Here is a 19,680-nt window from a genome sequence, read left to right as displayed (position 1 = left end):
TCCCGCTCCAATCTCTCTTCGAAGTCCTCATCATCCATTTGAATTGCCCATCACATCGCGCTGCGATGATTTGCCGTATCCGGCGTTCAGTCAGGTCAGCCCCATCTCTTCTGTACCCGTTTTATTCCCTGGTGATGGGGAGGGTGGTGGTTGCTTCGGGCAGGCTGATGATCGTGGCGGGGAAGGCGAAACGGCAGGCAAAAAAATAGGAGGGGCAAAGGCTCCTCCTACAGGCTCACTGGCGCGGGCTTAGATAACGGTGACGTTCTCGGCCTGAGGGCCTTTTTTGCCCTGGGTCACAGTGAACTGTACTTTTTGACCTTCAGCCAAGGTCTTGAAACCTGCGCTCTGGATGGAGGAGAAGTGAACGAAAACGTCCGGACCCTGGGATTGCTCGATGAAGCCAAAACCCTTGGTTTCGTTGAACCATTTTACCTGGCCGGTGCGAATGTCAGACATGTGGTAAGTCCTATCTATAACAAAATGAAACTAAGCCTCGTTGGGCAGCATTTGCCTGAAAGGCAGGGGTTGAAGCATGACTGACCACGTCTCTTTGTCCCAGTAGCATGTAGCACAATCCCTGTCTAAAGCCTGACCGATTGTACTGGAGCCCGATCCCTTGTCAATTTGGTGCTTTTCGTTTTTTGAGCAAGCTAAAAGTATTGTGAAGTCAGCGGCTTGTTTCATGCTTCACCTCAAAAAAACGGGAGGCCATGGCCTCCCGTGTCATCCGTGGTGCTGCCTTGAAGGCCTCACTCCTTGAGGGCGAACCCTTCACCCTGGCGGTCGTAGCGGTAGTTGGCCTGGCCGAAGGAGCGGATCTCGACCCGCTGGATGCGGCGGCTGTCATCCACCAGGATGAAGACCGACTTGCCGGACTGCAGACGGGTCAGCGGACGATCCGGCCCCTCGATGGCGATGAGGCGGCTCAGCTCTGCCCCGGGCAACTCGAACTTGCGCCAGATGGAGTAGAGCGTCTCGCCCGCCTGCACCTCGTGTTGCAGCCAGGTACCGTCGACCTTCTCCTCGACCGGCTTGGCGGCAACCGGCGCACTGCCGGCGTTGCCGGCACCCACGGTCAGGGCCTGGGTCGGCACGGCCAGGGGCACAGCCAGGGAACCTGAGGGCGCTGTGGTCGGGGCGGCAGGGGCGGGCTCCCAGGCCAGCACCAGCAGCCAGAGCGGGATCAGCACCAGCAGGCCTATGGTGTGCTTGCGGGGCAGCGGGCTCGCCAGCTTGAAGGAGCTCGCCTTCGGCTCCTGCTTGCGTTGACCCAGGCCACTCATGCCCTGGCCGAGACGCTGGCGCAGGGGCAGGGTAGCCGCGTTGATACGTTGGAGCAGGGTTCCTTGTGATTCGTCTTGGCGACGCTGCTGGGCTCGTCTGTTATGGCCACGTGGGCGACGGTCCGGGGTGGGCACGGCATTTACCTCTCACTACATTGCCTGCCATCAGGCAAATATGCCGCCTATGGTAAACGGACTCGCCCCCGAGGGGGAGAGTCCAGAGCATGAAAATTATCAACTGAGACGGAATTGTCCCAGCAATTGCTGTAAACGTTCCGCCGCCTGACGCAAGGCCTGGCTGGCGTTGGCGGTGCTGGTGGCATCCCGGGCGATGTCGTTGGCCAGTGCGCTGGTTTTTGACAGGTTGCCCGACACCGTCTCGGAGACCGAGCTCTGCTCCTCGGCGGCGGAGGCGATCTGGTAGGTCATGTCGTTGATGGTGGCGATGGCCTGGAAGATGCTGTCCAGCGCCGCCTCCGCGAGATCCGCCTCGCCCACTGCCTGGTGGGTCAGCTGCTGGCTCTGCTGGATGGCGTTGACCGCATTGGCCGAGCTGTGGCGGATCTTCTCGATCAGCTCCTGGGTATTCTGCACCGCCTGCTGGGTGTTGCCCGCGAGCTTGCGCACCTCGTCGGCCACCACCGCAAAGCCACGCCCCTGCTCGCCGGCCCTGGCCGCCTCGATGGCAGCGTTGAGGGCCAGCAGGTTGGTCTGATCGGCGATACCCTGGATGACGGTGAGGATGCTGGTGATCTGCTCGCTGTCGTGGGCCAGTCCCTCCACCACCTCGGCCCCCTTGCCAGCTTCGGCGGCGACCTTGTGCATGGAATGGATCACCTGCTGGAAGCGCACCTTGCCCTGATCCGCCGCGCTCTGGGCCTGTTTGGCGGAGTCGGCGGTGTTGTTGGCGTGGGTGGCCACCTCCTGGCTGACATAGGACATCTCCTGCACCGCGGTCAGCATCTGCTCCATCTCCGCCTGGTGGTGTTGCAGGTTGCTGTCGGTCTGGCCGGCAATGCGATCTGTGTCGCCGGCATGGCGGTGCACCTCGCTCGCGGTCTTCTGCACGTCGACGAGCAGGGCCTGCAGCTTGTCGATAAAGCGGTTGATCCCCCGGGAGAGGGCCCCCAGTTCATCCTGGGAGCGGCTCTCCAGGCGCTTGGTGAGATCCCCCTCGCCATCGGCGATGTCATCTACCAGGCTCACCATCTGACGGATGGGGCCCGTGATGCTGCGGGCGATCACCAGCATGGTGGCCAGCGCCAGCACCAGCACCAGCAGGGCACCGATGAGCTGTTGGGTCATGGCGGTGCGGTTCATGTCGGTGAGCTGGCGCTCCAGCTCGTCCGCCCCCGCCAGCACCACCTTGTAGGGCAGGGTGACGATGATGGCCCAGTTGCGGGCCATGCCGGGCACCGCGATGGGCACCGAGATGCGAAACGCGTCGTCGAGCTCCTGGCGCTGCACCTCGGGCTTGAGGTACTGCTGCCAGCCGTTGCCGAGCACCTTGTCGGCCCGGCTGCCCAGCAGGGCGGGATCGCCGCTGGTGCCTGTGATGACACCGGCGGCGCTGACGATCAGGGTCTCGCCCTTGCCGTCATAGATGTTGCTGTTGAGGGACTGGGCCTGCCGGCTGATGGAGTCCACCGCCAGATCGAGCGCGGCTATCCCCCTGAACTGGCCATCCACCAGGATGGGGGTGGTGATGGTGCTGACCAGTACCTGCTGGCCGTTGATGTCCACCTTGAAGGGATCGATGAGGCAGGAGCGCCCCTCCCGCTTCGGGCAGGCGTAGTAGTCGTTGGCGGGGTTGCCGAATTCATCCGGGTCGCTCTTCTCGATGGAGAGCAGCAGATCCGTGCCGATCTGATCCTTGTCGCGATAGAAGTAGGGGACGAAGCGACCCTTGTCATCGCTGCCCAGGGGCGTCTGTCCGGCGAAGCTGGCGTCCTGGCCATCGAAGCCGTTCGGCTCGAAGCCGGCGAAGGCGCCGTACAGCTGGGGCTCCAGGGCCAGCTGGGCCTTGAGGAGGTCGGTGGCCTGTTGGCGATCGAGCGGCAGTTTGCCCGCCTGCTGCAGGGCGAAGGCGCTGGCCATCTGCTGGGTGTAGGAGAGCCCCTTCTGCAGCAGCTGGGTGATGGCGGCGGCCTCGGCGCGGGCGTTGGCACTCACCTTTTGCCACGCCTCCTGCTGCAGGGCGTCACGGCTGGAGCTGATGGTCAGCTGCTGGGTCTGCCGGCCCGAATATTGGTTGAGCAGGATCAGGATGACCAGGGCGGCGGTCATGGCGATCCCGGCCAGCACCAGGATGCGATTCTGGATAGAACGAAACTGCATCTTGCGTTCCTTGTGTAGTAGGCGGTTGTCCGAATTATCGGCAGGGCGGGAGATCTCTCCAGCAATCCTGCCTAGCTAAGCGTAAAAAGAGGGAAAGTTTTGCGATCCCACTCAAAATCAGTGGTTATTAACTGTTTGAACCCTATTTTACCCTATGCCTTTCCATGGTTTTCCCATCCGTCATTGTCGGTGCTAAAATGCGACGGTTTTTTTAACGAATTGGCCCAAGGCCCTCTACACAAGGCTTAAAGATGAAAGTCAAAACCCGTTTTGCTCCCAGCCCGACCGGCTTCTTGCATGTCGGCGGTGCCCGTACCGCACTCTATTCCTGGTTGTTTGCAAAGAATCAGGGCGGTGAGTTCGTGCTGCGTATCGAGGATACCGATCTGGAACGTTCCACCCAGGAGGCGATCGACGCCATCATCGAGGGTATGGAATGGCTGGAGCTGAACTGGGATGAGGGCCCCTACTACCAGACCAAGCGTTTCGATCGCTACAACGGCCTGATCGACGAGATGCTGGCGGATGGCCGCGCCTACAAGTGCTACTGCTCCAAGGAGCGTCTGGAAGCGCTGCGCGAAGGCCAGATGGCCAACGGCGAGAAGCCCCGCTATGACGGCAAGTGCCGCCATGGTGATCACGATCACCCGGCCGACGCCCCCCACGTCATCCGTTTCCGCAACCCGACCGAAGGCTCCGTGGTGTTCGACGACCACGTGCGTGGCCGCATCGAGTTCGCCAACACCGAGCTCGACGATCTGATCATTCGCCGTACCGACGGTGCCCCCACCTATAACTTCTGCGTGGTGGTGGACGACTGGGACATGGAGATCACCCACGTGGTGCGTGGCGAAGACCACATCAACAACACCCCGCGCCAGATCAACATCTACAAGGCCCTGAACGCGCCGGTGCCGGAGTTTGCCCACGTCTCAATGATCCTGGGTGACGACGGTGCCAAGCTCTCCAAGCGCCACGGTGCCGTGTCCGTCATGCAGTACCGTGACGACGGCTACCTGCCGGAAGCCCTGCTGAACTACCTGGTGCGTCTGGGCTGGTCCCACGGCGATCAGGAGATCTTCACCCTGGACGAGATGATCAAGCTGTTCAGCCTGGATGCCATCTCCAAGTCCGCCTCCGCCTTCAATACCGACAAGCTCTTGTGGCTGAACAACCACTACATGCGCAGCCTGGATCCGGCTTATGTGGCCAAGCACCTGGCCTGGCACATGGCCGATCAGAAGATCGATACCAGCAATGGCCCGGCTTTGCCTGCTGTGGTGACCCTGCTGGCGGAGCGCTGCAACACGCTGGTGGAAGTGGCCGCCCAGAGCCGCTACCTGTTCGAAGAGTACGAGGCCATCGACGAAGCGGCCGCCAAGAAGCACCTGCGTGGCGTTGCCGCCGAGCCGCTCACCCTGGCCAAGACCAAGCTGGCTGCCCTGGAGACCTGGACCACAGAAGCGCTGCACGAGCTGATTGAAGCCACCGCTGCCGAGCTGGGTCAGGGCATGGGCAAGGTGGGCATGCCGCTGCGCGTGGCCGTGACCGGCCAGGGCCAGTCTCCTGCCATCGACGCCGTGATGGCGCTGGTGGGCAAGGAGCGCGTGCTCGCTCGCATCGACCGTGCCCTGGCGTACATCGAAGCACGCATGGCCGCCGAGTAATTCAGGCTCGCCGTGTCAGTACCCAAGATGGCATGAGAGGGCTCCCTGAGGGGGCCCTCTTTTTTTGAGTCCCCACCTGATTTACGACGTAAAACAGCGACATAGCGATGAGGTTGGCGGTAAAAACAGCTAACTGACTGAATTTTGACTAAACGCTCCAGCGGGTGCGAATTTTGGGTTGACAGCAAAGCGGACGATGCCTATCATGCGCCTCCGTTGCCAGAGATAACTTTGGTAGCGCCGAGGTGAGTTGGGGTTATAGCTCAGCTGGGAGAGCGCTTGCATGGCATGCAAGAGGTCCGCGGTTCGATCCCGCGTAGCTCCACCAAATTCTCCTCGAACAATCTGGAATCCAAGGGGTTATAGCTCAGCTGGGAGAGCGCTTGCATGGCATGCAAGAGGTCCGCGGTTCGATCCCGCGTAGCTCCACCAGGTTCCTGATTGAAATGATGTACCCAGGGCAGTGCGGTGTGTATCACCCAGGCCGACCTTTGTGGGGTTATAGCTCAGCTGGGAGAGCGCTTGCATGGCATGCAAGAGGTCCGCGGTTCGATCCCGCGTAGCTCCACCATCATTCAGACGTTATGCGTCGAAGGCAACCGACCGCCAGAAGCGGTTGTCTAAAGAGTAAAGAATTTGGGGTTATAGCTCAGCTGGGAGAGCGCTTGCATGGCATGCAAGAGGTCCGCGGTTCGATCCCGCGTAGCTCCACCATGATTCGGACGCCAGGCGTCCAGGATGACCGGCCGCCAGAACCGGTTGTCTGAAGAGTAAAGTTTGGGGTTATAGCTCAGCTGGGAGAGCGCTTGCATGGCATGCAAGAGGTCCGCGGTTCGATCCCGCGTAGCTCCACCATCATTCGATGACATAAAAGGCCACCCCATTGCGGTGGCCTTTTTGTTTTGTCGTTTTTGCATCGTCCCGGATCCCGCCGGGCTGCCAATCCTTCGCCCGCATCGGCGCGGGTCTTTCACGCGCCATATCCTTAGGGACGGCACCAGCAAGACAGGTGCTCTTCTCTTTTAAATTGACCCGTCTCTCCATTTTCTCGGCCCTGGCCAAGGACGCGCCTTGTCACATTTCTGGCAACTCGGACCAGTGGTCCAGCGTGCATGAAAGGGAAAAAAGAGGCTGCTTTCCAGGTTTAGATAAGCTCAAGATACTGATATTAATGATTTATTTCTCATCTGTTCGATGAGGGATGAAGTGTGGGAACGTCCCCACATATTTTCTTTCGAGAATAAAGATTGAGCGGCCGAGACTTGCTTCCTATACTCGGGCTGTTCCTCACGGAACCCAGGACAAGGGCAAACCGGCAGTGATGCCGGGACGCAAAGCCTCCGATCTGCCCCACCCGGGCCAGACAGCGGGGTTACCCAGGGTGACTTGAGGGTTTGTGGCCCGTCCATGGCCTGTTGTCGTTCCCTTTCCCCCTGTTGCGATTGCGCTTTTCCCGGTGTTGAAGCCAAGACAAACAAGGAAGATAACAATATGCAACAGATCTTGAGGCCCAGCAGGCTTGCCATGCTGGTCGCCCTTGCGGCCGTCCCTGCCTGGGCGCAGGCCGCTTACCCCGCCTATCAGGCCGGCACCGCCTACAAGGCTGGCGACATCGTCAGCAACGCAGGCGCTCTCTATGAATGCAAGGAATTCCCCTACTCCGGCTGGTGTGGTGCCTCCCCCTATCACTATGAGCCCGGGGTCGGTACCGTCTGGACCGATGCCTGGAAGCGCTATAGCGGTGAAGTGCCGCCACCGGCCCTGGTCGTCGCCATCGGCTCTCCTGCCGTTGGCAGCAGCGTCAGTGAGGGGGCCAGCCTGGCCCTGGCGGTGACCCTGAGCGGCCCGGTCACGGCGCTCGCCAAGGTGGAGTACCTCATCGACGGCACCCTGGTCGCCACCGCAACGGCTTCCCCCTGGAGTGCGAGCTGGTCTGCCGCCGGTGTGGGCAATCACGCCCTCAAGGCCCGGGCGCTGGACAAGGATGGCAAGGTGCTGAGCGAGGCGGACTCCAGCTTCAAGGTCGCCGCCGTGGCCGCGCCCGAGGCGCCCAAAGTGAGCATCGCGAGCCCGGCCGCCGGCGCCAGGGTGACCCTGGGTCGCAGCGTGGCGGTGAGCGGCAACGTCACCGACGCCAATGACGACGTCGCCAGGGTCGAGCTCTTTGTGAATGGCCAGAAGGTGGGCGAGGACACCAGCGCCCCCTGGCAAGTGAGCTGGACGCCCCAGAACAAGGGGCTGGCCGGTCTCAAGCTGGTGGCGACCGACAAGGCCAATCTCTCTGGCGAGTCGGCCCAGGTGGATGTGCAGGTGGAAGAGGCCGCACTGCCTCCCACCGGCGGCAACCTCACCTGCGACGTGCGCCAGATCTACCGCGCCGACGGCAGCGAGTGCATGGGGGATGATCACGGTCGCCGTGTCATCGGCTACTTCACTTCCTGGCGCACCGGCAAGAACGGCCTGCCCGCCTACCTGGTGAACGACATCCCCTGGGACAAGATCACCCACATCAACTACGCCTTCGCGGCGGTGGACGAGCAGAGCCACGTCATCAAGGTGGACGACTCGGCCACCAAGATGACCTGGAACGGCGTGCCGGGCGCCGAGATGGATCCCGAGTTCGCCTACCAGGGCCACTTCAACCTGCTGTCGAAGTACAAGAAGCAGTATCCGGACGTGAAGACGCTCATCTCCGTCGGGGGCTGGGCCGATACCCGCGGCTTCTACGCCGCCACCACCAAGGGCGACTGCTCGGTCAATACCGCCGGCATCAACGCCTTTGCCGACTCGGCGGTGGGCTTCATCCGCCAGTACGGCTTCGATGGGGTGGATATCGACTACGAGTACCCCACCTCCATGAAGGATGCGGGCAACCCGAACGACTTCCCGCTCTCCAACCTGTGTCGCGGCAAGCTGTTTGCGAACTATGAAGTGCTGATGAAGACCCTGCGCAACAAGCTCGACAGCGCCGGCACCGAGGACGGTCGCAAGTACATGCTGACCATCGCCTCGCCGGCCTCGGCCTACCTGCTGCGCGGCATGGAAAACTTCCAGGTCACCCAGTACCTCGACTACGTCAACCTGATGACCTATGACTTCCACGGCGCCTGGAACCACTTCGTCGGCCACAACGCCGCCCTGTTCGACAACAAGGCGGATCCCGAGCTGGCCCAGTGGGGGGTCTACACCCAGGCCCAGTTTGGCGGCATCGGCTATCTGAACTCCGCCTGGGCGGCCCACTACTTCCGTGGCGCCTTGGCGGCGGGCAAGATCAACATCGGCGTGCCCTATTACACCCGTGGCTGGCAGGGGGTCACCGGTGGCACCCAGGGGCTGGGTGGCAAGGCGGCGCTGCCGAGCCAGAGCGATTGCCAGCCGGGCACGGGGGGCAGCACCATCCCCTGCGGCAACGGGGCGGTGGGCATCGACAACATCTGGCATGACCTCGACAAGAACGGCAAGGAGATTGGCGGCGGCGCCGTGCCCATGTGGCACGCCAAGAACCTGGAGCACGCAGCCAGCCTCGGCATTACCACCCTGCCGAGCTACGGCCAGGCCTGGGGTCTGGATCCCAACAACCCGGCAGACGTGATCCAAGGGCAGTATGTCCGTTATTACGACGACAAGGCCCATGCGCCCTGGCTCTGGAACGAGCAGAAAAAGGTGTTCCTCTCCACCGAAGATGAAGAGTCCATGGGTCACAAGCTCGACTACATCGTCAAGCGCGGCCTGGGGGGCGTCATGTTCTGGGAGATGGCGGGGGACTATGACTTCGACGCCGCGAAGAACGAGTACGTGATGGGCAGTACCCTCACCAGCCTCGCCTACGAGAAGTTCAGCAAGGCCGACAAGGCGGCCCTGAAGCAGAATGATCTGCCGGCTCCGGCCGCCCAGCTCGACATCGGCGTGAGCCTCTCCGGCTTCAAGGAAGGGGACTCCAACTACCCGATCAACCCGACCCTGAAGCTCACCAACAAGTCGACCCAGACCATTCCGGGCGGCACCCGCATCGAGTTCCTGGTGCCCACCTCCACCTCAGACACCATCACCGACCAGAGCGGCATGGGGCTGAAAGTGGTGGAGAGCGGCGGCAACCAGAACTCGGACGGCATCGCGGGCGAAAAGGACTTCCACAAGGTGGCCCTGACGCTGCCGGCCTGGAAGGCCTGGGCGCCGGGTACCGACGTGGAAGTGGCCATGACCTACTATCTGCCGGCCGCCGGCGTGCCGAGCGGCATGCGCCTGATTGCCGGCAGCCAGACCATAGGCCTGAAGTCCGACTTCCCGGCCCTGGCCGAGGCGGTGCTGGGCAGCAGTGGCGGTAGTGACGGCGGCAGTGGCGGCACCACCTGTGCCAGCCAGAACGTCAACCCGGCGGACTACAATGCCTATCCGACCTGGCCGCGCGGGGATCACGCCAATGGCAACGACCGCATGACCAACGGCAAGGCGGTGTGGCAGGCCAACTGGTGGACCAGCAGCGAGCCCAAGGCCGGCGACGGCAGCTGGAAACTGGTGTGCAACTACTGAGTTGCCCCGGCTGCTGTACCAGCCGCGAACTCAGAGCGTGCGACGGCAGCTGGAAGCTGGTGTGCAGCTACTGATGACAGGTTGAGGGGGCAACCCCGTCTCAACGCAATGACCCAATCCGGAGCCCAGGCTCCGGATTTTTTGCAGCCTATATAAGGAGAAAACAGGCATCTCGTGAAAAAGGGGGGAGGGACCATAAAAAAGACCGCTCCGAAGAGCGGCCAATTGCCACCAAGGCAATCTGCGGGGCAGGTCCCCTTGTGCTTGCCGACCGTGCGGGAAGGCGCTTCCCTCGGCCGGGTGGCCGCCCCGAACGTCCGGGGCGGCCCGTTGTTGTCGTTTACTGGGTGACGGCGCCGCCCTGCTGCTCCTTCAAGAAGCTGATCCAGGGGGTGGCACGACCGCTGACGTTGCCATTCTGGGCGGCCTGGGTGAAGGCGTTGAGCGCCTCCTTGGGCTTTTGCTGCTCAAAATAGGCGACCCCGGTCAGGAACTTCAGATCCGCCCGCTGCTCCCCGCTGGCGTTGGCGGCTGGCTTGGCGGCCAGCGCCACCAGATCCTGATAGCGTTTGCTCTGGATCATCATGCGAGCCATCTTGAGCTGCAGCTCGGCATTGGGGGCCAGCTTGTAGGACTTGGCCAGGGTGTCGATGGCCGGGTCCAGCTCCTTGGCCTGATGCCAGTAGTTGGCGAGCGTCTTGTAGTTGGCCGCATTGCTCTCGATCTGCCCCTCCTTCATGGCCTTCTCCATCACGCGGGCAGCGCGGTGGGGAATGCCGGCGAAGGCGAGGTAGTTGGCGAGCCGCTGCAACTCGTTGGCTTCGGTCAGCATGCCGAGGTTGTAGGCGCCTTCCAGTGCCGCCAGGGCCTTGGCATCGTTGCCCGCCTGCATGTGCATGGCCGAGAGCTGGGTCCAGTACTTCTTCTTCTCCGGATAGCGGTCGACCAGCGCGGTCAGCACCTCGGTGGCCGGCTTGTACTGTTTCAGCTCGTAGTGGGCCGCCATCTTCAGCAGGTACCAGGACTCCGGCGCCTTGCCCGCAGAGAGCTTGATCGCGCTGTCCACCGCCGGAATGGCTTCCCGGTACTGCTTGAGCTGCACATGGGCGTTGGCCAGGGTGATGTAGGCGTGCGGGGTCGGTTTCTCGTCCTTGCCGAGGTTCGCGAACCACTCCTTCATGGTGCTGATGGAGCCCTTGAAGTTCCCCTCGGCCATGTAGAGCTGGGCCAGGTTGTAGCGCACCTGCTGGGCCACGGGAGGCGGCAGGCCGCCGGTGGCGATGGCGTCGGCGAAGTACTTGGTCGCCTGACCGTACTTCTCCTGCTGGGCGGCCACGAAGCCCAGGGTCTGCAGAATGACCCCCTTGTCGTAGACCCGCTCGCCTGCGCCTGACAGCGCCTCCTGCAGCTTGGCATTGGCCTCGCCGTATTTCTTCTCGGTGATCAACGCCTGGGCCTTGTTGACCGCGCGGTAGGCGCGGTCAGACAGGGCGGGCTGCTCGGCGGCCCAGCTGGCGGTGCTGAGCAGCACCGCCATGGCTACCGGGGCGAGGATCAGGGTGTGTAACTTTTTCATCGCCACCTTCCTTAGTTGGTCGCAAACTCGATCTCTTGCTGCATGCGACTGGCCTGCGGCTTGCCGTCCACCATGGCCGGCTTGAAGGTCCACTTGGCTATGGTCTGGCGCGCCGCCTTGCCGAGGTCATAGCTGCGGGGCTCTTCCTTGACGATGCGGATGTTGCTCACGGTGCCGCGCTCGGTGACGGTGAACTCCACCAGTACCTTGCCGGAGGCGAGGCCGGCCAGCGCCGCCTTGCGGGGCATCATGGGCTCGAAGGTCGCCATCGGGATGGCGCCGTTGTTGCCGCCGATGCCACCACCGCCACCGCCGGTGCTGTAGGCACCCAGGGCGTTGCCGCCACCGATGTTGACCGGGATGTCGAGTTTGGGCATGTCCATGGGGGAGCTCTCCATCTGCGGCCTGTCCGTGCTCGCCACCTCCATCTCGGGCGGGGGGGGCGGACGGTTCGGGGGCGGCGGCTTGGGCAGTTCCCGTTGCTTCTCTTGCAAGGTCTCCTGAGGCTTGAGGCGAATGAAGTCGGTCATGGTGACGTCCTCCCTCTCCGTCAGCTCCCGGTGATCCGGCGTGATGAGCTTGTTCATTCCCAGGAACAGGAAGAACACCACCACGCAGGAGACCGCTAACGATATCAGGTATCTCATAGGGCTCGCTCCGGCATCAGCTGCTCTTGCTCGCCGCGATGGAGATGTTCTGGACACCGGCCATGCGGATCTGATCCATGACCTGGACCACCAGCCCGGAACGGGACTCGGTATCGGCCTGGATCACCACGGCGCTCTCCGGGTTCTCCGCCCGCAGCCGCTCGATGTTGGCACGCACGGCACCCACCTCGACGACCCGTTTGTCGACCCAGACCTGACCGTTCTCGCGGACCGCGACCATGATGTTCCCCTTCTTCACCGTCTCGGCCGTGCTGGCGCTCGGGCGGTTGATCTCCACGCCGGACTCCTTGACGAACGAGGTGGTGACGATGAAGAAGATCAGCATGATGAACACGATGTCCAGCATGGGGGTCAAATCGATGGCCGCCTCGTCCGCACCGCTGTCGCTGTGACGTTTTCTCATGGCAAAAAACTCCTTGCTTGTTCTGTGCCCCGGCGGGCCAGGCCCGGCCGGGGATGTGCATCCTGCATCAGCCGTGTTTCAGGTTGTCTTCCAGCTTCTGCACGGCCAGCTTGGCCTTGTGATCGAGCTGGTTGACAAAAAACAGGCCGGAAAGGGCGGCAATCATGCCCGCCATGGTCGGTACCGTCGCCTTGGAGATCCCCGAGGCCATTGCCCGCGGTGAGCCTGTGCCGGTGATGGCCAGGGTGTCGAACACCTGCACCATGCCGACCACGGTGCCCAGCAGCCCCATCAGCGGACAGAGGGCGATCAGCACCTTGATGACCGGCATCCCCTTGTCCACGGCCATGGAGACCCGGGAGACCAGCTCGCGGCGGATCTGCTTGGCAGACCAGGAGAGGTGATCGGTGCGGGCCAGCCAGGCCGCCTTGGTCTGCTTCACCTGCTTGGGGTAGACCGCCATGAAGTAGAACCAGCGCTCCAGCAGCAGGGCCCACATCATCAGGGTCAGGAAGAACAGGGCGACCAGCACGTCGCCCCCCAATCCCAGAAACCGGCGGACCGACTCGACTTCTTCAATCAACCAGAACCACATGGGTGACTCCTTAGGCTGCGGCCTTGGCGGCGTGCAGACGTTCCTGATAGCGGGCGACGAAGCCGGCGCTCTGCTCTTCCAGGACCTGGATGAGACGGCGGCTCTGGGTCTGCACTATGGTGTAGAGGAACAGCATGGGCACGGCCACGACCAGACCCTGCATGGTGGTCACCAGGGCTTCGGAGATACCGCCCGCCATCAGCTTGGGATCGCCGGTACCGAACAGTGTGATGGCCTGGAAGGTGGCGATCATGCCGACCACTGTCCCCAGCAGACCCAGCAGCGGGGCGACCGAGGCGATCAGCTTGATGATGCTGATGCCCTTCTCGAACTTGGGTACGTTGCGCAGGATGATCTCGTCGAGCTTGGACTCCAGATCCTCGATGTTGTCACCGCGGTGCTCCTGGTAGGCCACCAGCATCTCGCCGATGGGGTTGCCCTTGATGACCTGCTCGGACTTCAGCTGCTTGCGCATGGAACCGCCGATGAGGGAGAGGCGGGCACCGCAGAACAGGGCCAGCAGGGTACCAAGCACGCCGAGTACCATGATGACGTAGCCGACTTCACCCCCCTGATCGATCCGTTCTTTCAGGGTCGGAGACTGTACCAGCAGGGAGAGGATCACGCCGCGGGACGGGTCGATGAACACGGGTTTGATGCTGCCGTCGCCCTGCTCAAAGTCGGCAACGGGCTCCAGCACCGCCTTGTCCGGCTGGCGGGGCAGCTGTTCGAACTTGCCGGTCTCCGGCACGAAGGTCAGGTATTTGCCCTCGGAGACGGTGTTGAACTCGCCGATCTGGGTCACGGTCTTCTCGGCCTGGTTGCCCTCGCCGTAGACCACGGTGGCCGGGAGCTGGCTCACCTTGCCACCGTCGACCATGCGGCTAAGGGTGGTGGTCCAGAAGGCGGTCAAGTCATCGCTGGAGGGGAGCTCCTTGCTCTCGGCCAGGCGGGTCAGCAGGGCGGATTGCTCCGGATGCTCGACCCGGCGGGCGGAGGCGTTGAAGATCCCCTTGAACTCACCGGCGAACTGGCGCAGTACGCCGAACATCTCGCCCATGTTGCCGGAGCGCTGGCGCAGGGTCTCGGTCAGCTCGGTGAGCTGCTTGTCGTTGGCATCGAAGGTGGCCTTGAGCTGTTCACCTCGGGCGGTCTCGGCGGCGAGCTCGGCCTTGGCCTTGGCCAGCAGGGCGCCCTGCTCGTTCTTGTCAGCCAGGAAGCGGGCTTCCCGCTCCTTGTTGATCTGGGATTCGCTGGCGCTGGCGGCTTTCACCTGGCTCAGCAGGGCATTGAGATCCACCGGCTTCTCGGCGGCGGTCACCGGCAAGGTGACCAGGGTGGCCCCCGCAATCAGGGAGGCAATGGCGAGTTTGATTCCTTTCATGATGCTTTCTCCGCAGTTTGAACCGGCAGCTTGATGAGGGCGGGGGGCGCCTGCTTCTTGGCGATGCGAAGGCCCTGTTCGACGGCGCTGCGATACTCCTGGGGCAGTTCTTCCCACTGGCGGGTCTTCTTGTTCCACATGCCGGTCTCGTTGCCATCCGGGGACTGGTAGAGCAGGGCGATGCGGCCCACGCGCAGGAACTCGTAGGTCTTCTCGCTGCCATCCTTGTCCAGGCTCGCCTTGTAGGACTCGATGGTGCGGCTGAAGCCCTCCTCGATCTGGTAGGCCTCGAGGATCTTGCGGTACTTCTCGGAGATGGTGACGTCGGCCCGGTTCATGAGATCGGTCAGGGCCGCCACGCGGTCCTCACGCTCCACCTTCTGGAACGGCAGGTCCAGGGCCACGAACTGGTCGAGGGAGTCGATCATCTTGAGCATCAGGGGCACCACTTCGGTGCTGGTCTGGTCGATCTGGGCGATCTGCTTCTGCATGGAGGCGAGTTCGGCGCTCTGGGACTCGACCATCTTGCCCACTTGCTCGTTGTAGGTGCGCAGGCTGTCGACCTGACGCAGGGCGGCCTTGTACTGGGCCAGGGCAGACTCGGCAGACTCGGCGTAGTTGTCGATCTTCTGCTGGGAAACTTTGGATGCATTGTCGGTGGCGGCTTGAGCGTCCACTGCCTGACCGGCAGAGGCGGCACTCAGATTGAAGCTGGTCATCAAGGCAGCCGAAACCAGGCTGCCGAGGAGCGCTTTCTTCATTGTAATTGTCCTTGTTTTCATAGGATTACCCTATCTCCGTAACTTCCTTGGGGCATGGGGCAAAGCCGGCCCGAACGGGCCGGCTTGTCATCTGCAGGTGAATTAGAACTTCTGGCTGTAGTCGAGGTAGTAGATGCGACCGTCGATGCTGTAGAGGTCTTCGTCGTAGGTGAAGCCATCGCTCTCGAGGGACGGGCCCGCGTTGAACATGTTCTTCACGCCGACCTGGATCTTGCCATCCCAGGGCGCATCCACGCCGACGTTCAGGTTCCAGGTGGTCTGGGACGCGATGTGGCCCACTTCCTCACCGGTATCGGCGATATAGTCCTGGCTCTGGGAGTCGATGTAGTTCGCGCTCAGGTAGGTATCCATGTTCCACCATTGGGGAACATTGACGCCGACACCGGAGCTGAAGCGCAGCTGCGGCAGACCGTTCTGGCCGATCTTGTCGATGACGGGGCCACCGGCGTACAGACCTTCCTCGTACTCGAGGATGTAGGTACCGCCCAGGTCGTAGCGGATGGTGGCGTAGTTCAGGTCGTACTTGTAGTCCACCTTCAGATCAAGACCCGAGGTCTTGAGGGTGCCCAGGTTGACCATGGGCGCGATGGCGCCGCTGATCTTGCCCTGGCTGTTGCGGGTGATGTAGCTGGAGCCGCCGCTGTTCAGCTCGTCATAGATGACGGACTGCAGGGAGTTCAGCTGGATCACGTCGTCGATCTTGATGGTGTAGTAGTCCAGGGAGAAGTTCAGGTCATCCAGCGGGCTGTAAGCCACACCGAAGTTCCAGGTATCCGCGGTCTCTTCCTTCAGCTCTTCGTTGGAGGTACGGGTGGTATTGTACTGACGGTTCGGGCAGTCGGCAGCGGAGATGCCGTTGGCCTCGCAGTAGACATAGTCCTTGGCCCAGTCGGCGGAGTAGGAGTCAGCCGAGTAGAGGTCGCTCAGGCTCGGGGCGCGGAACGAACGGGACCAGGAGGTGCGCAACATCAGGTTGTCCAGCGGCTGGTAGCGCAGGCTCGCCTTGGGGGAGAAGGCGCTGCCGAAGTCGCTGTAGTCATCGAAGCGACCGGCCACGTTCAGCTCGATCTGCTCGGTGATGGGCACCAGGGACTCGATGTAGGCGGCGGTCACATCGCGGACGCCACCGGAGGAGTTGCCGGAGGAGCCGATGATGTTGCCGGCCTCGGACTGGGCATCGTACTTGTCGGTATAGACCCAGTCGTTGTACTCGGCGCCCGCGTACCAGCTGACCGGACCGGCCGGCAGTTCACCCATGTCCCACTGGACACCGGCGTACCACTGGTAGAAGTCCATGGTGGAGCGGCGGCTGGTGTCGGCGGCCATGGAGGCCGTTGTCTTGGGATCAAACTCGCCACCGACGAACTTGCCGTCGGCCACTGCCTGCTGGGCGGCGGACTTCAGGACGTAACCGGTGCCGTTCTCCTTGTTGTCGGTCTTGGAGTACATGTAGCCGGCGTTCCACTGCATGTCGCCGACGCTTTCGGTGGTGATGGTACCCTCGAAGCCCAGGTTCATGCTGCCGGTCATGTCGGTGACCAGGTTGTCGCGGGGGCCGACGTTGTTGAAGCGGTAGTAGGCATAAGCAGCTTCACCCAGGCCCTGGGTGGCGGCGGCATCCAGGCCGTTGTCGGCGAAGAACTGGGCGTTCTTCGGGTTGGCCGGATCGATGGTGAAGGCGCCGGCGGCAGGGGCGAAGCGGCCGAAACTCTCGACCCGGGAGCCGATGAGCTGCGGCACGAAGTCGACGTTGTCGTTGATGTGGTAGCGACCGTTCACGTACAGGGTGTCGCGGCTGCGGGAGGCCGTGGTGGCAGCCACCTGGCCGTAGTTGAAGTTACAGCCATCCTCGAACCCGACGAAGGGGGACTTACAGGTGCCATCGGCATTGGTGGCGCCGGCCAGGGGACCGTATTTCCAGATGGGATCCCCGTTTGCATCGAGGCCGGTGATCCCTTCCACGTTGCGGCCATAGGCGCTGGGGGCATCGTTGCCCTGTTTGGAGAGATAATCGCGATCCCGGGCGTAGATGACGTCCTTCTTGTCGTGCTCGTAGACCGCCATCAGGGAGCCCTTCTCGCCAGCAACGCCCGCGACGATGGAGCCGCTCTTCTCGTCACCACCCTCTTCGGTCGGGGAGCCGAGACGTCCCTGGAAGGTCAGGCCTTCATAGCCCTCTTTGAGCACCACGTTGATGACACCCCCGATGGCGTCGGAACCGTAGATGGCGGAGCCGCCGTCCAGGTTGACTTCGACCCGCTCAACGGCAGCCATGGGGATGGTGTTCAGGTTGATGGAGGTACCGCCCATGGTGGGGGAGCCCGCCACCCGCTTGCCGTTCAGCAGGACCAGGGTACGCTCTGAACCCAGGCCGCGCAGGCCGACGGTGGATTGGGACTGGAAGGAGCTGCCGGAAGCCGGGGAGACGCCACCAAAGGAGTTGTAGGAGGCCTGCTTGAGGTAATCGGCGACGGTCTGCTGACCGGACTGTTCGATTTTTGCCTTGGTCACGGAGACGACCGGGGTGGCGCCTTCCACATCGACACGGGAGATCCGCGAGCCGGTGACCTTGATTTTTTGCAGTTTTTCGACGTTCTGGCCCTCTTCGGCCAGGACAGGGGTAGCCACTACTGCCGCGCTCGCCAAGGCAAACGCGACGGCAGCAGAGAGTCTGCTTTTCCTAAGCATCGCTAGTATCCTTCCTGATTGTTTTTTGTTTGCTTCCATACCGCCCTCGTTGGAGCGGTGCGTAAGGCTTATCAAGGTTTGGTGATTGACGTCAAATGGAGCGGCAAGGATGGGGGCGACGGAACTAATTAGATGACTATGGGCAATTGTTTGATTGTTTTTGGTGTTTTATTCCGAAAGAAAAGCCTCGTGTTTTGTAAAGATGTTGTTAAGGCCCTTCTTTACGATTTTATTTATTATTTTTGAACTTATCGATAAGGCGTCTGTCGGGTCTGGTTCGATATCGTAAAACGACATTTTTACAGTGTTTTTATCTATATTGGCGAAGGAGTCAGTATGGGTTCAGCCAGGAGGTTCCGGCATTCCCCTTCTTCTCTATATAGGTAAAAATGGCACCGGATGTCACTATGGTTATGTGATTGATTTGTATTGGTTTTTTGTTTGCTTAAACAGGCATTTAATTATTATTTTAATTATTAAAAACAAGTTTCATGACAGGGCGTAGCAGTTTTTTATATTGAAGTTGGCTTTTTTGGAAAAAAATATCAGCGGGTTGTGCTGCAAGTGACTCCCAGGAGCAATGACCTGGTTCTACTTGATTTTTGTTGCAGAGCTTTTACAGTGACCGAGCCGGATTGTCTGCCGATAACAGGCAATTCAGTGAGTAATGCCAGGAAGGATAGGCTCGTCATCGGATGTGACTGGCCATAAAAGAACAACAAGGACGAGGTTCCACCATGCTGTCGTATTTCCTACGTCGGATGCTTTTGATCATCCCGACGTTTCTCGGTATCACCCTGCTCGTCTTCACCATCACCCGCTTCGTGCCGGGCGGCCCGGTCGAGCGCATGCTGCTCCAGGCACAGGTCTCGCAAAACGAGAGCGGTCGCTCCAGTGGCAGCAAGGGGGCACAGGCGCTCTCCGATGAGCAGATCGAGGAGCTCAAGGCGTTCTACGGTCTCGACAAGCCCATGCTGATCGCCTACTGGGAGTGGCTGCAGAAGCTGGCGGTGCTGGATCTCGGCGAGTCGACCCGCTACTACGAGCCGGTGTGGGATCTCATCAAGGATCGCCTGCCGGTGACCGCCTTCTTCGGGCTCGCGACCTTCCTGCTGAGCTACGCCGTCTCCATCCCGCTCGGGGTGGCGAAGGCGCTCAGGCACAACAGCCGCTTCGATTCGCTCAGTTCCATGCTCATCTACATGGCCTATGCGCTGCCCGCCTACGTGGTGGGGATCTTCCTCATCACCGTCTTCGCCTTCCATCTGGAGTGGCTGCCCATGGGGGGCTTCCCCGGGGACGATTTCGAATACATGGAGAGCAGCTGGGATCAGATCCGTACCGTCTTCGCCCACGCCCTGCTGCCCCTCATCGCCTACGCCATCGGGGATTTCGCCATCCTCACCATGACCATGAAGAACAGCCTGATGGAGAACCTGTCGGCGGATTACGTGCGCACCGCCGTGGCCAAGGGGTTACCGTTTCGCAAGGCGGTCACCGATCACGCCATGCGCAACAGCCTGATCCCCATCGCGAGCCACCTGGGGTCAGTGCTCACCGTTTTCTTCGGCGGATCCTTCCTCATCGAGACCATCTTCAACATCGACGGCATCGGCCTGCTCGGCTACGAGGCCATCGTGGAGCGGGACTACCCCACCGTCATGGGCATTCTGGCCATCACCTCCCTGCTGATGCTGGTGGGCAATATCGTCTCCGACATCTGCGTGGCCCTGGTCGATCCCCGCGTGCGGTTTGGAGAATAAC

15 protein-coding genes, 5 tRNA genes and 1 riboswitch are annotated in these 19,680 nt (G+C 61.7%); of the genes, 9 read left to right on the top strand and 11 right to left on the bottom strand.

Annotated features, from left to right (window positions below):
- Window positions 1–209 (top strand): hypothetical protein (locus BN1136_RS20475; RefSeq protein ID WP_231557844.1); only part of this gene is annotated, 209 nt, incomplete at its 5' end.
- Window positions 210–249: 40 nt separating this feature from the next.
- Here BN1136_RS20475 and BN1136_RS07240 read toward each other — a convergent pair.
- The 3 genes from BN1136_RS07240 to BN1136_RS07230 all read right to left on the bottom strand — a co-directional run bounded on the left by BN1136_RS07240 (window position 250) and on the right by BN1136_RS07230 (window position 3,623).
- A complete protein-coding gene (locus BN1136_RS07240; protein ID WP_005297820.1) occupies window positions 250–459 on the bottom strand; it encodes a cold-shock protein in 210 nt (69 codons plus the stop codon).
- Window positions 460–752: 293 nt separating this feature from the next.
- Entirely contained in the window at window positions 753–1,421 is a 669-nt protein-coding gene (locus tag BN1136_RS07235) for a LysM-like peptidoglycan-binding domain-containing protein (RefSeq protein WP_043762409.1), read from the bottom strand.
- 99 nt (window positions 1,422–1,520) lie between these two features.
- Window positions 1,521–3,623, bottom strand: a complete 2,103-nt coding sequence (locus tag BN1136_RS07230; protein ID WP_043762408.1) for a methyl-accepting chemotaxis protein — start codon at window positions 3,621–3,623, stop codon at window positions 1,521–1,523.
- Between the two features lie 251 nt (window positions 3,624–3,874).
- Between BN1136_RS07230 and gltX the strand changes: the two genes are divergently transcribed.
- From gltX to BN1136_RS07200, 6 genes are all read left to right on the top strand, one after another.
- Window positions 3,875–5,290, top strand: coding sequence for a glutamate--tRNA ligase (gene gltX / locus BN1136_RS07225; protein WP_043762407.1), 1,416 nt, complete (start codon window positions 3,875–3,877; stop codon window positions 5,288–5,290).
- Window positions 5,291–5,542: 252 nt separating this feature from the next.
- A tRNA-Ala gene (locus BN1136_RS07220) sits at window positions 5,543–5,618 on the top strand.
- Window positions 5,619–5,646: 28 nt separating this feature from the next.
- Window positions 5,647–5,722, top strand: a tRNA-Ala gene (locus BN1136_RS07215).
- A 63-nt stretch (window positions 5,723–5,785) separates the two neighbouring features.
- A tRNA-Ala gene (locus BN1136_RS07210) sits at window positions 5,786–5,861 on the top strand.
- Window positions 5,862–5,928: 67 nt separating this feature from the next.
- Window positions 5,929–6,004 (top strand) — tRNA-Ala (locus BN1136_RS07205).
- A gap of 65 nt (window positions 6,005–6,069) precedes the next feature.
- Window positions 6,070–6,145: transfer RNA gene (locus BN1136_RS07200), tRNA-Ala, on the top strand.
- Here BN1136_RS07200 and BN1136_RS20170 read toward each other — a convergent pair.
- The gene (locus tag BN1136_RS20170) at window positions 6,146–6,334 is read right to left on the bottom strand and encodes a hypothetical protein (RefSeq protein ID WP_197068427.1); all 189 of its coding nucleotides are present in this window, start codon (window positions 6,332–6,334) and stop codon (window positions 6,146–6,148) included.
- A 252-nt stretch (window positions 6,335–6,586) separates the two neighbouring features.
- Window positions 6,587–6,670, top strand: a riboswitch (cyclic di-GMP riboswitch).
- Window positions 6,671–6,781: 111 nt separating this feature from the next.
- Between BN1136_RS20170 and BN1136_RS07195 the strand changes: the two genes are divergently transcribed.
- Window positions 6,782–9,820, top strand: a complete 3,039-nt coding sequence (locus BN1136_RS07195; protein ID WP_052365698.1) for a glycosyl hydrolase family 18 protein — start codon at window positions 6,782–6,784, stop codon at window positions 9,818–9,820.
- 340 nt (window positions 9,821–10,160) lie between these two features.
- On the opposite strand, the gene BN1136_RS07190 is transcribed toward BN1136_RS07195, so the two are convergent.
- The 7 genes from BN1136_RS07190 to BN1136_RS07160 all read right to left on the bottom strand — a co-directional run bounded on the left by BN1136_RS07190 (window position 10,161) and on the right by BN1136_RS07160 (window position 17,916).
- Window positions 10,161–11,396, bottom strand: a complete 1,236-nt coding sequence (locus BN1136_RS07190; RefSeq protein WP_043762404.1) for a tetratricopeptide repeat protein — start codon at window positions 11,394–11,396, stop codon at window positions 10,161–10,163.
- An 11-nt stretch (window positions 11,397–11,407) separates the two neighbouring features.
- Entirely contained in the window at window positions 11,408–12,043 is a 636-nt protein-coding gene (locus BN1136_RS07185) for an energy transducer TonB (RefSeq protein ID WP_043808277.1), read from the bottom strand.
- Between the two features lie 16 nt (window positions 12,044–12,059).
- A complete protein-coding gene (locus BN1136_RS07180) occupies window positions 12,060–12,467 on the bottom strand; it encodes an ExbD/TolR family protein (protein WP_005327075.1) in 408 nt (135 codons plus the stop codon).
- Window positions 12,468–12,534: 67 nt separating this feature from the next.
- Complete coding sequence (locus BN1136_RS07175; RefSeq protein ID WP_043762401.1) at window positions 12,535–13,062, bottom strand: MotA/TolQ/ExbB proton channel family protein; 528 nt, start codon at window positions 13,060–13,062, stop codon at window positions 12,535–12,537.
- Between the two features lie 10 nt (window positions 13,063–13,072).
- On the bottom strand, window positions 13,073–14,446 hold the full coding sequence (locus tag BN1136_RS07170; RefSeq protein WP_043762400.1) for a MotA/TolQ/ExbB proton channel family protein: 1,374 nt from the start codon (window positions 14,444–14,446) through the stop codon (window positions 13,073–13,075).
- Window positions 14,443–15,207 (bottom strand): DUF3450 domain-containing protein, encoded by a 765-nt coding sequence (locus BN1136_RS07165; RefSeq protein WP_043762398.1) that lies wholly within the window; start codon window positions 15,205–15,207, stop codon window positions 14,443–14,445. Before BN1136_RS07165 ends, BN1136_RS07170 begins: the two co-directional genes overlap by 4 nt.
- 102 nt (window positions 15,208–15,309) lie before the next feature.
- A complete protein-coding gene (locus BN1136_RS07160) occupies window positions 15,310–17,916 on the bottom strand; it encodes a TonB-dependent receptor plug domain-containing protein (protein ID WP_043762396.1) in 2,607 nt (868 codons plus the stop codon).
- Between the two features lie 737 nt (window positions 17,917–18,653).
- Here BN1136_RS07160 and BN1136_RS07155 point away from each other — a divergent pair.
- Complete coding sequence (locus tag BN1136_RS07155; RefSeq protein ID WP_043762394.1) at window positions 18,654–19,679, top strand: ABC transporter permease subunit; 1,026 nt, start codon at window positions 18,654–18,656, stop codon at window positions 19,677–19,679.
- The last annotated feature ends 1 nt before the right edge of the window (window position 19,680 follow it).

This window comes from Aeromonas taiwanensis (assembly GCF_000820165.1).
GTDB lineage: Bacteria > Pseudomonadota > Gammaproteobacteria > Enterobacterales > Aeromonadaceae > Aeromonas > Aeromonas taiwanensis.
Note: the sequence above shows the minus strand (reverse complement) of the source record. Positions and strands in the feature narration are given on the sequence as shown.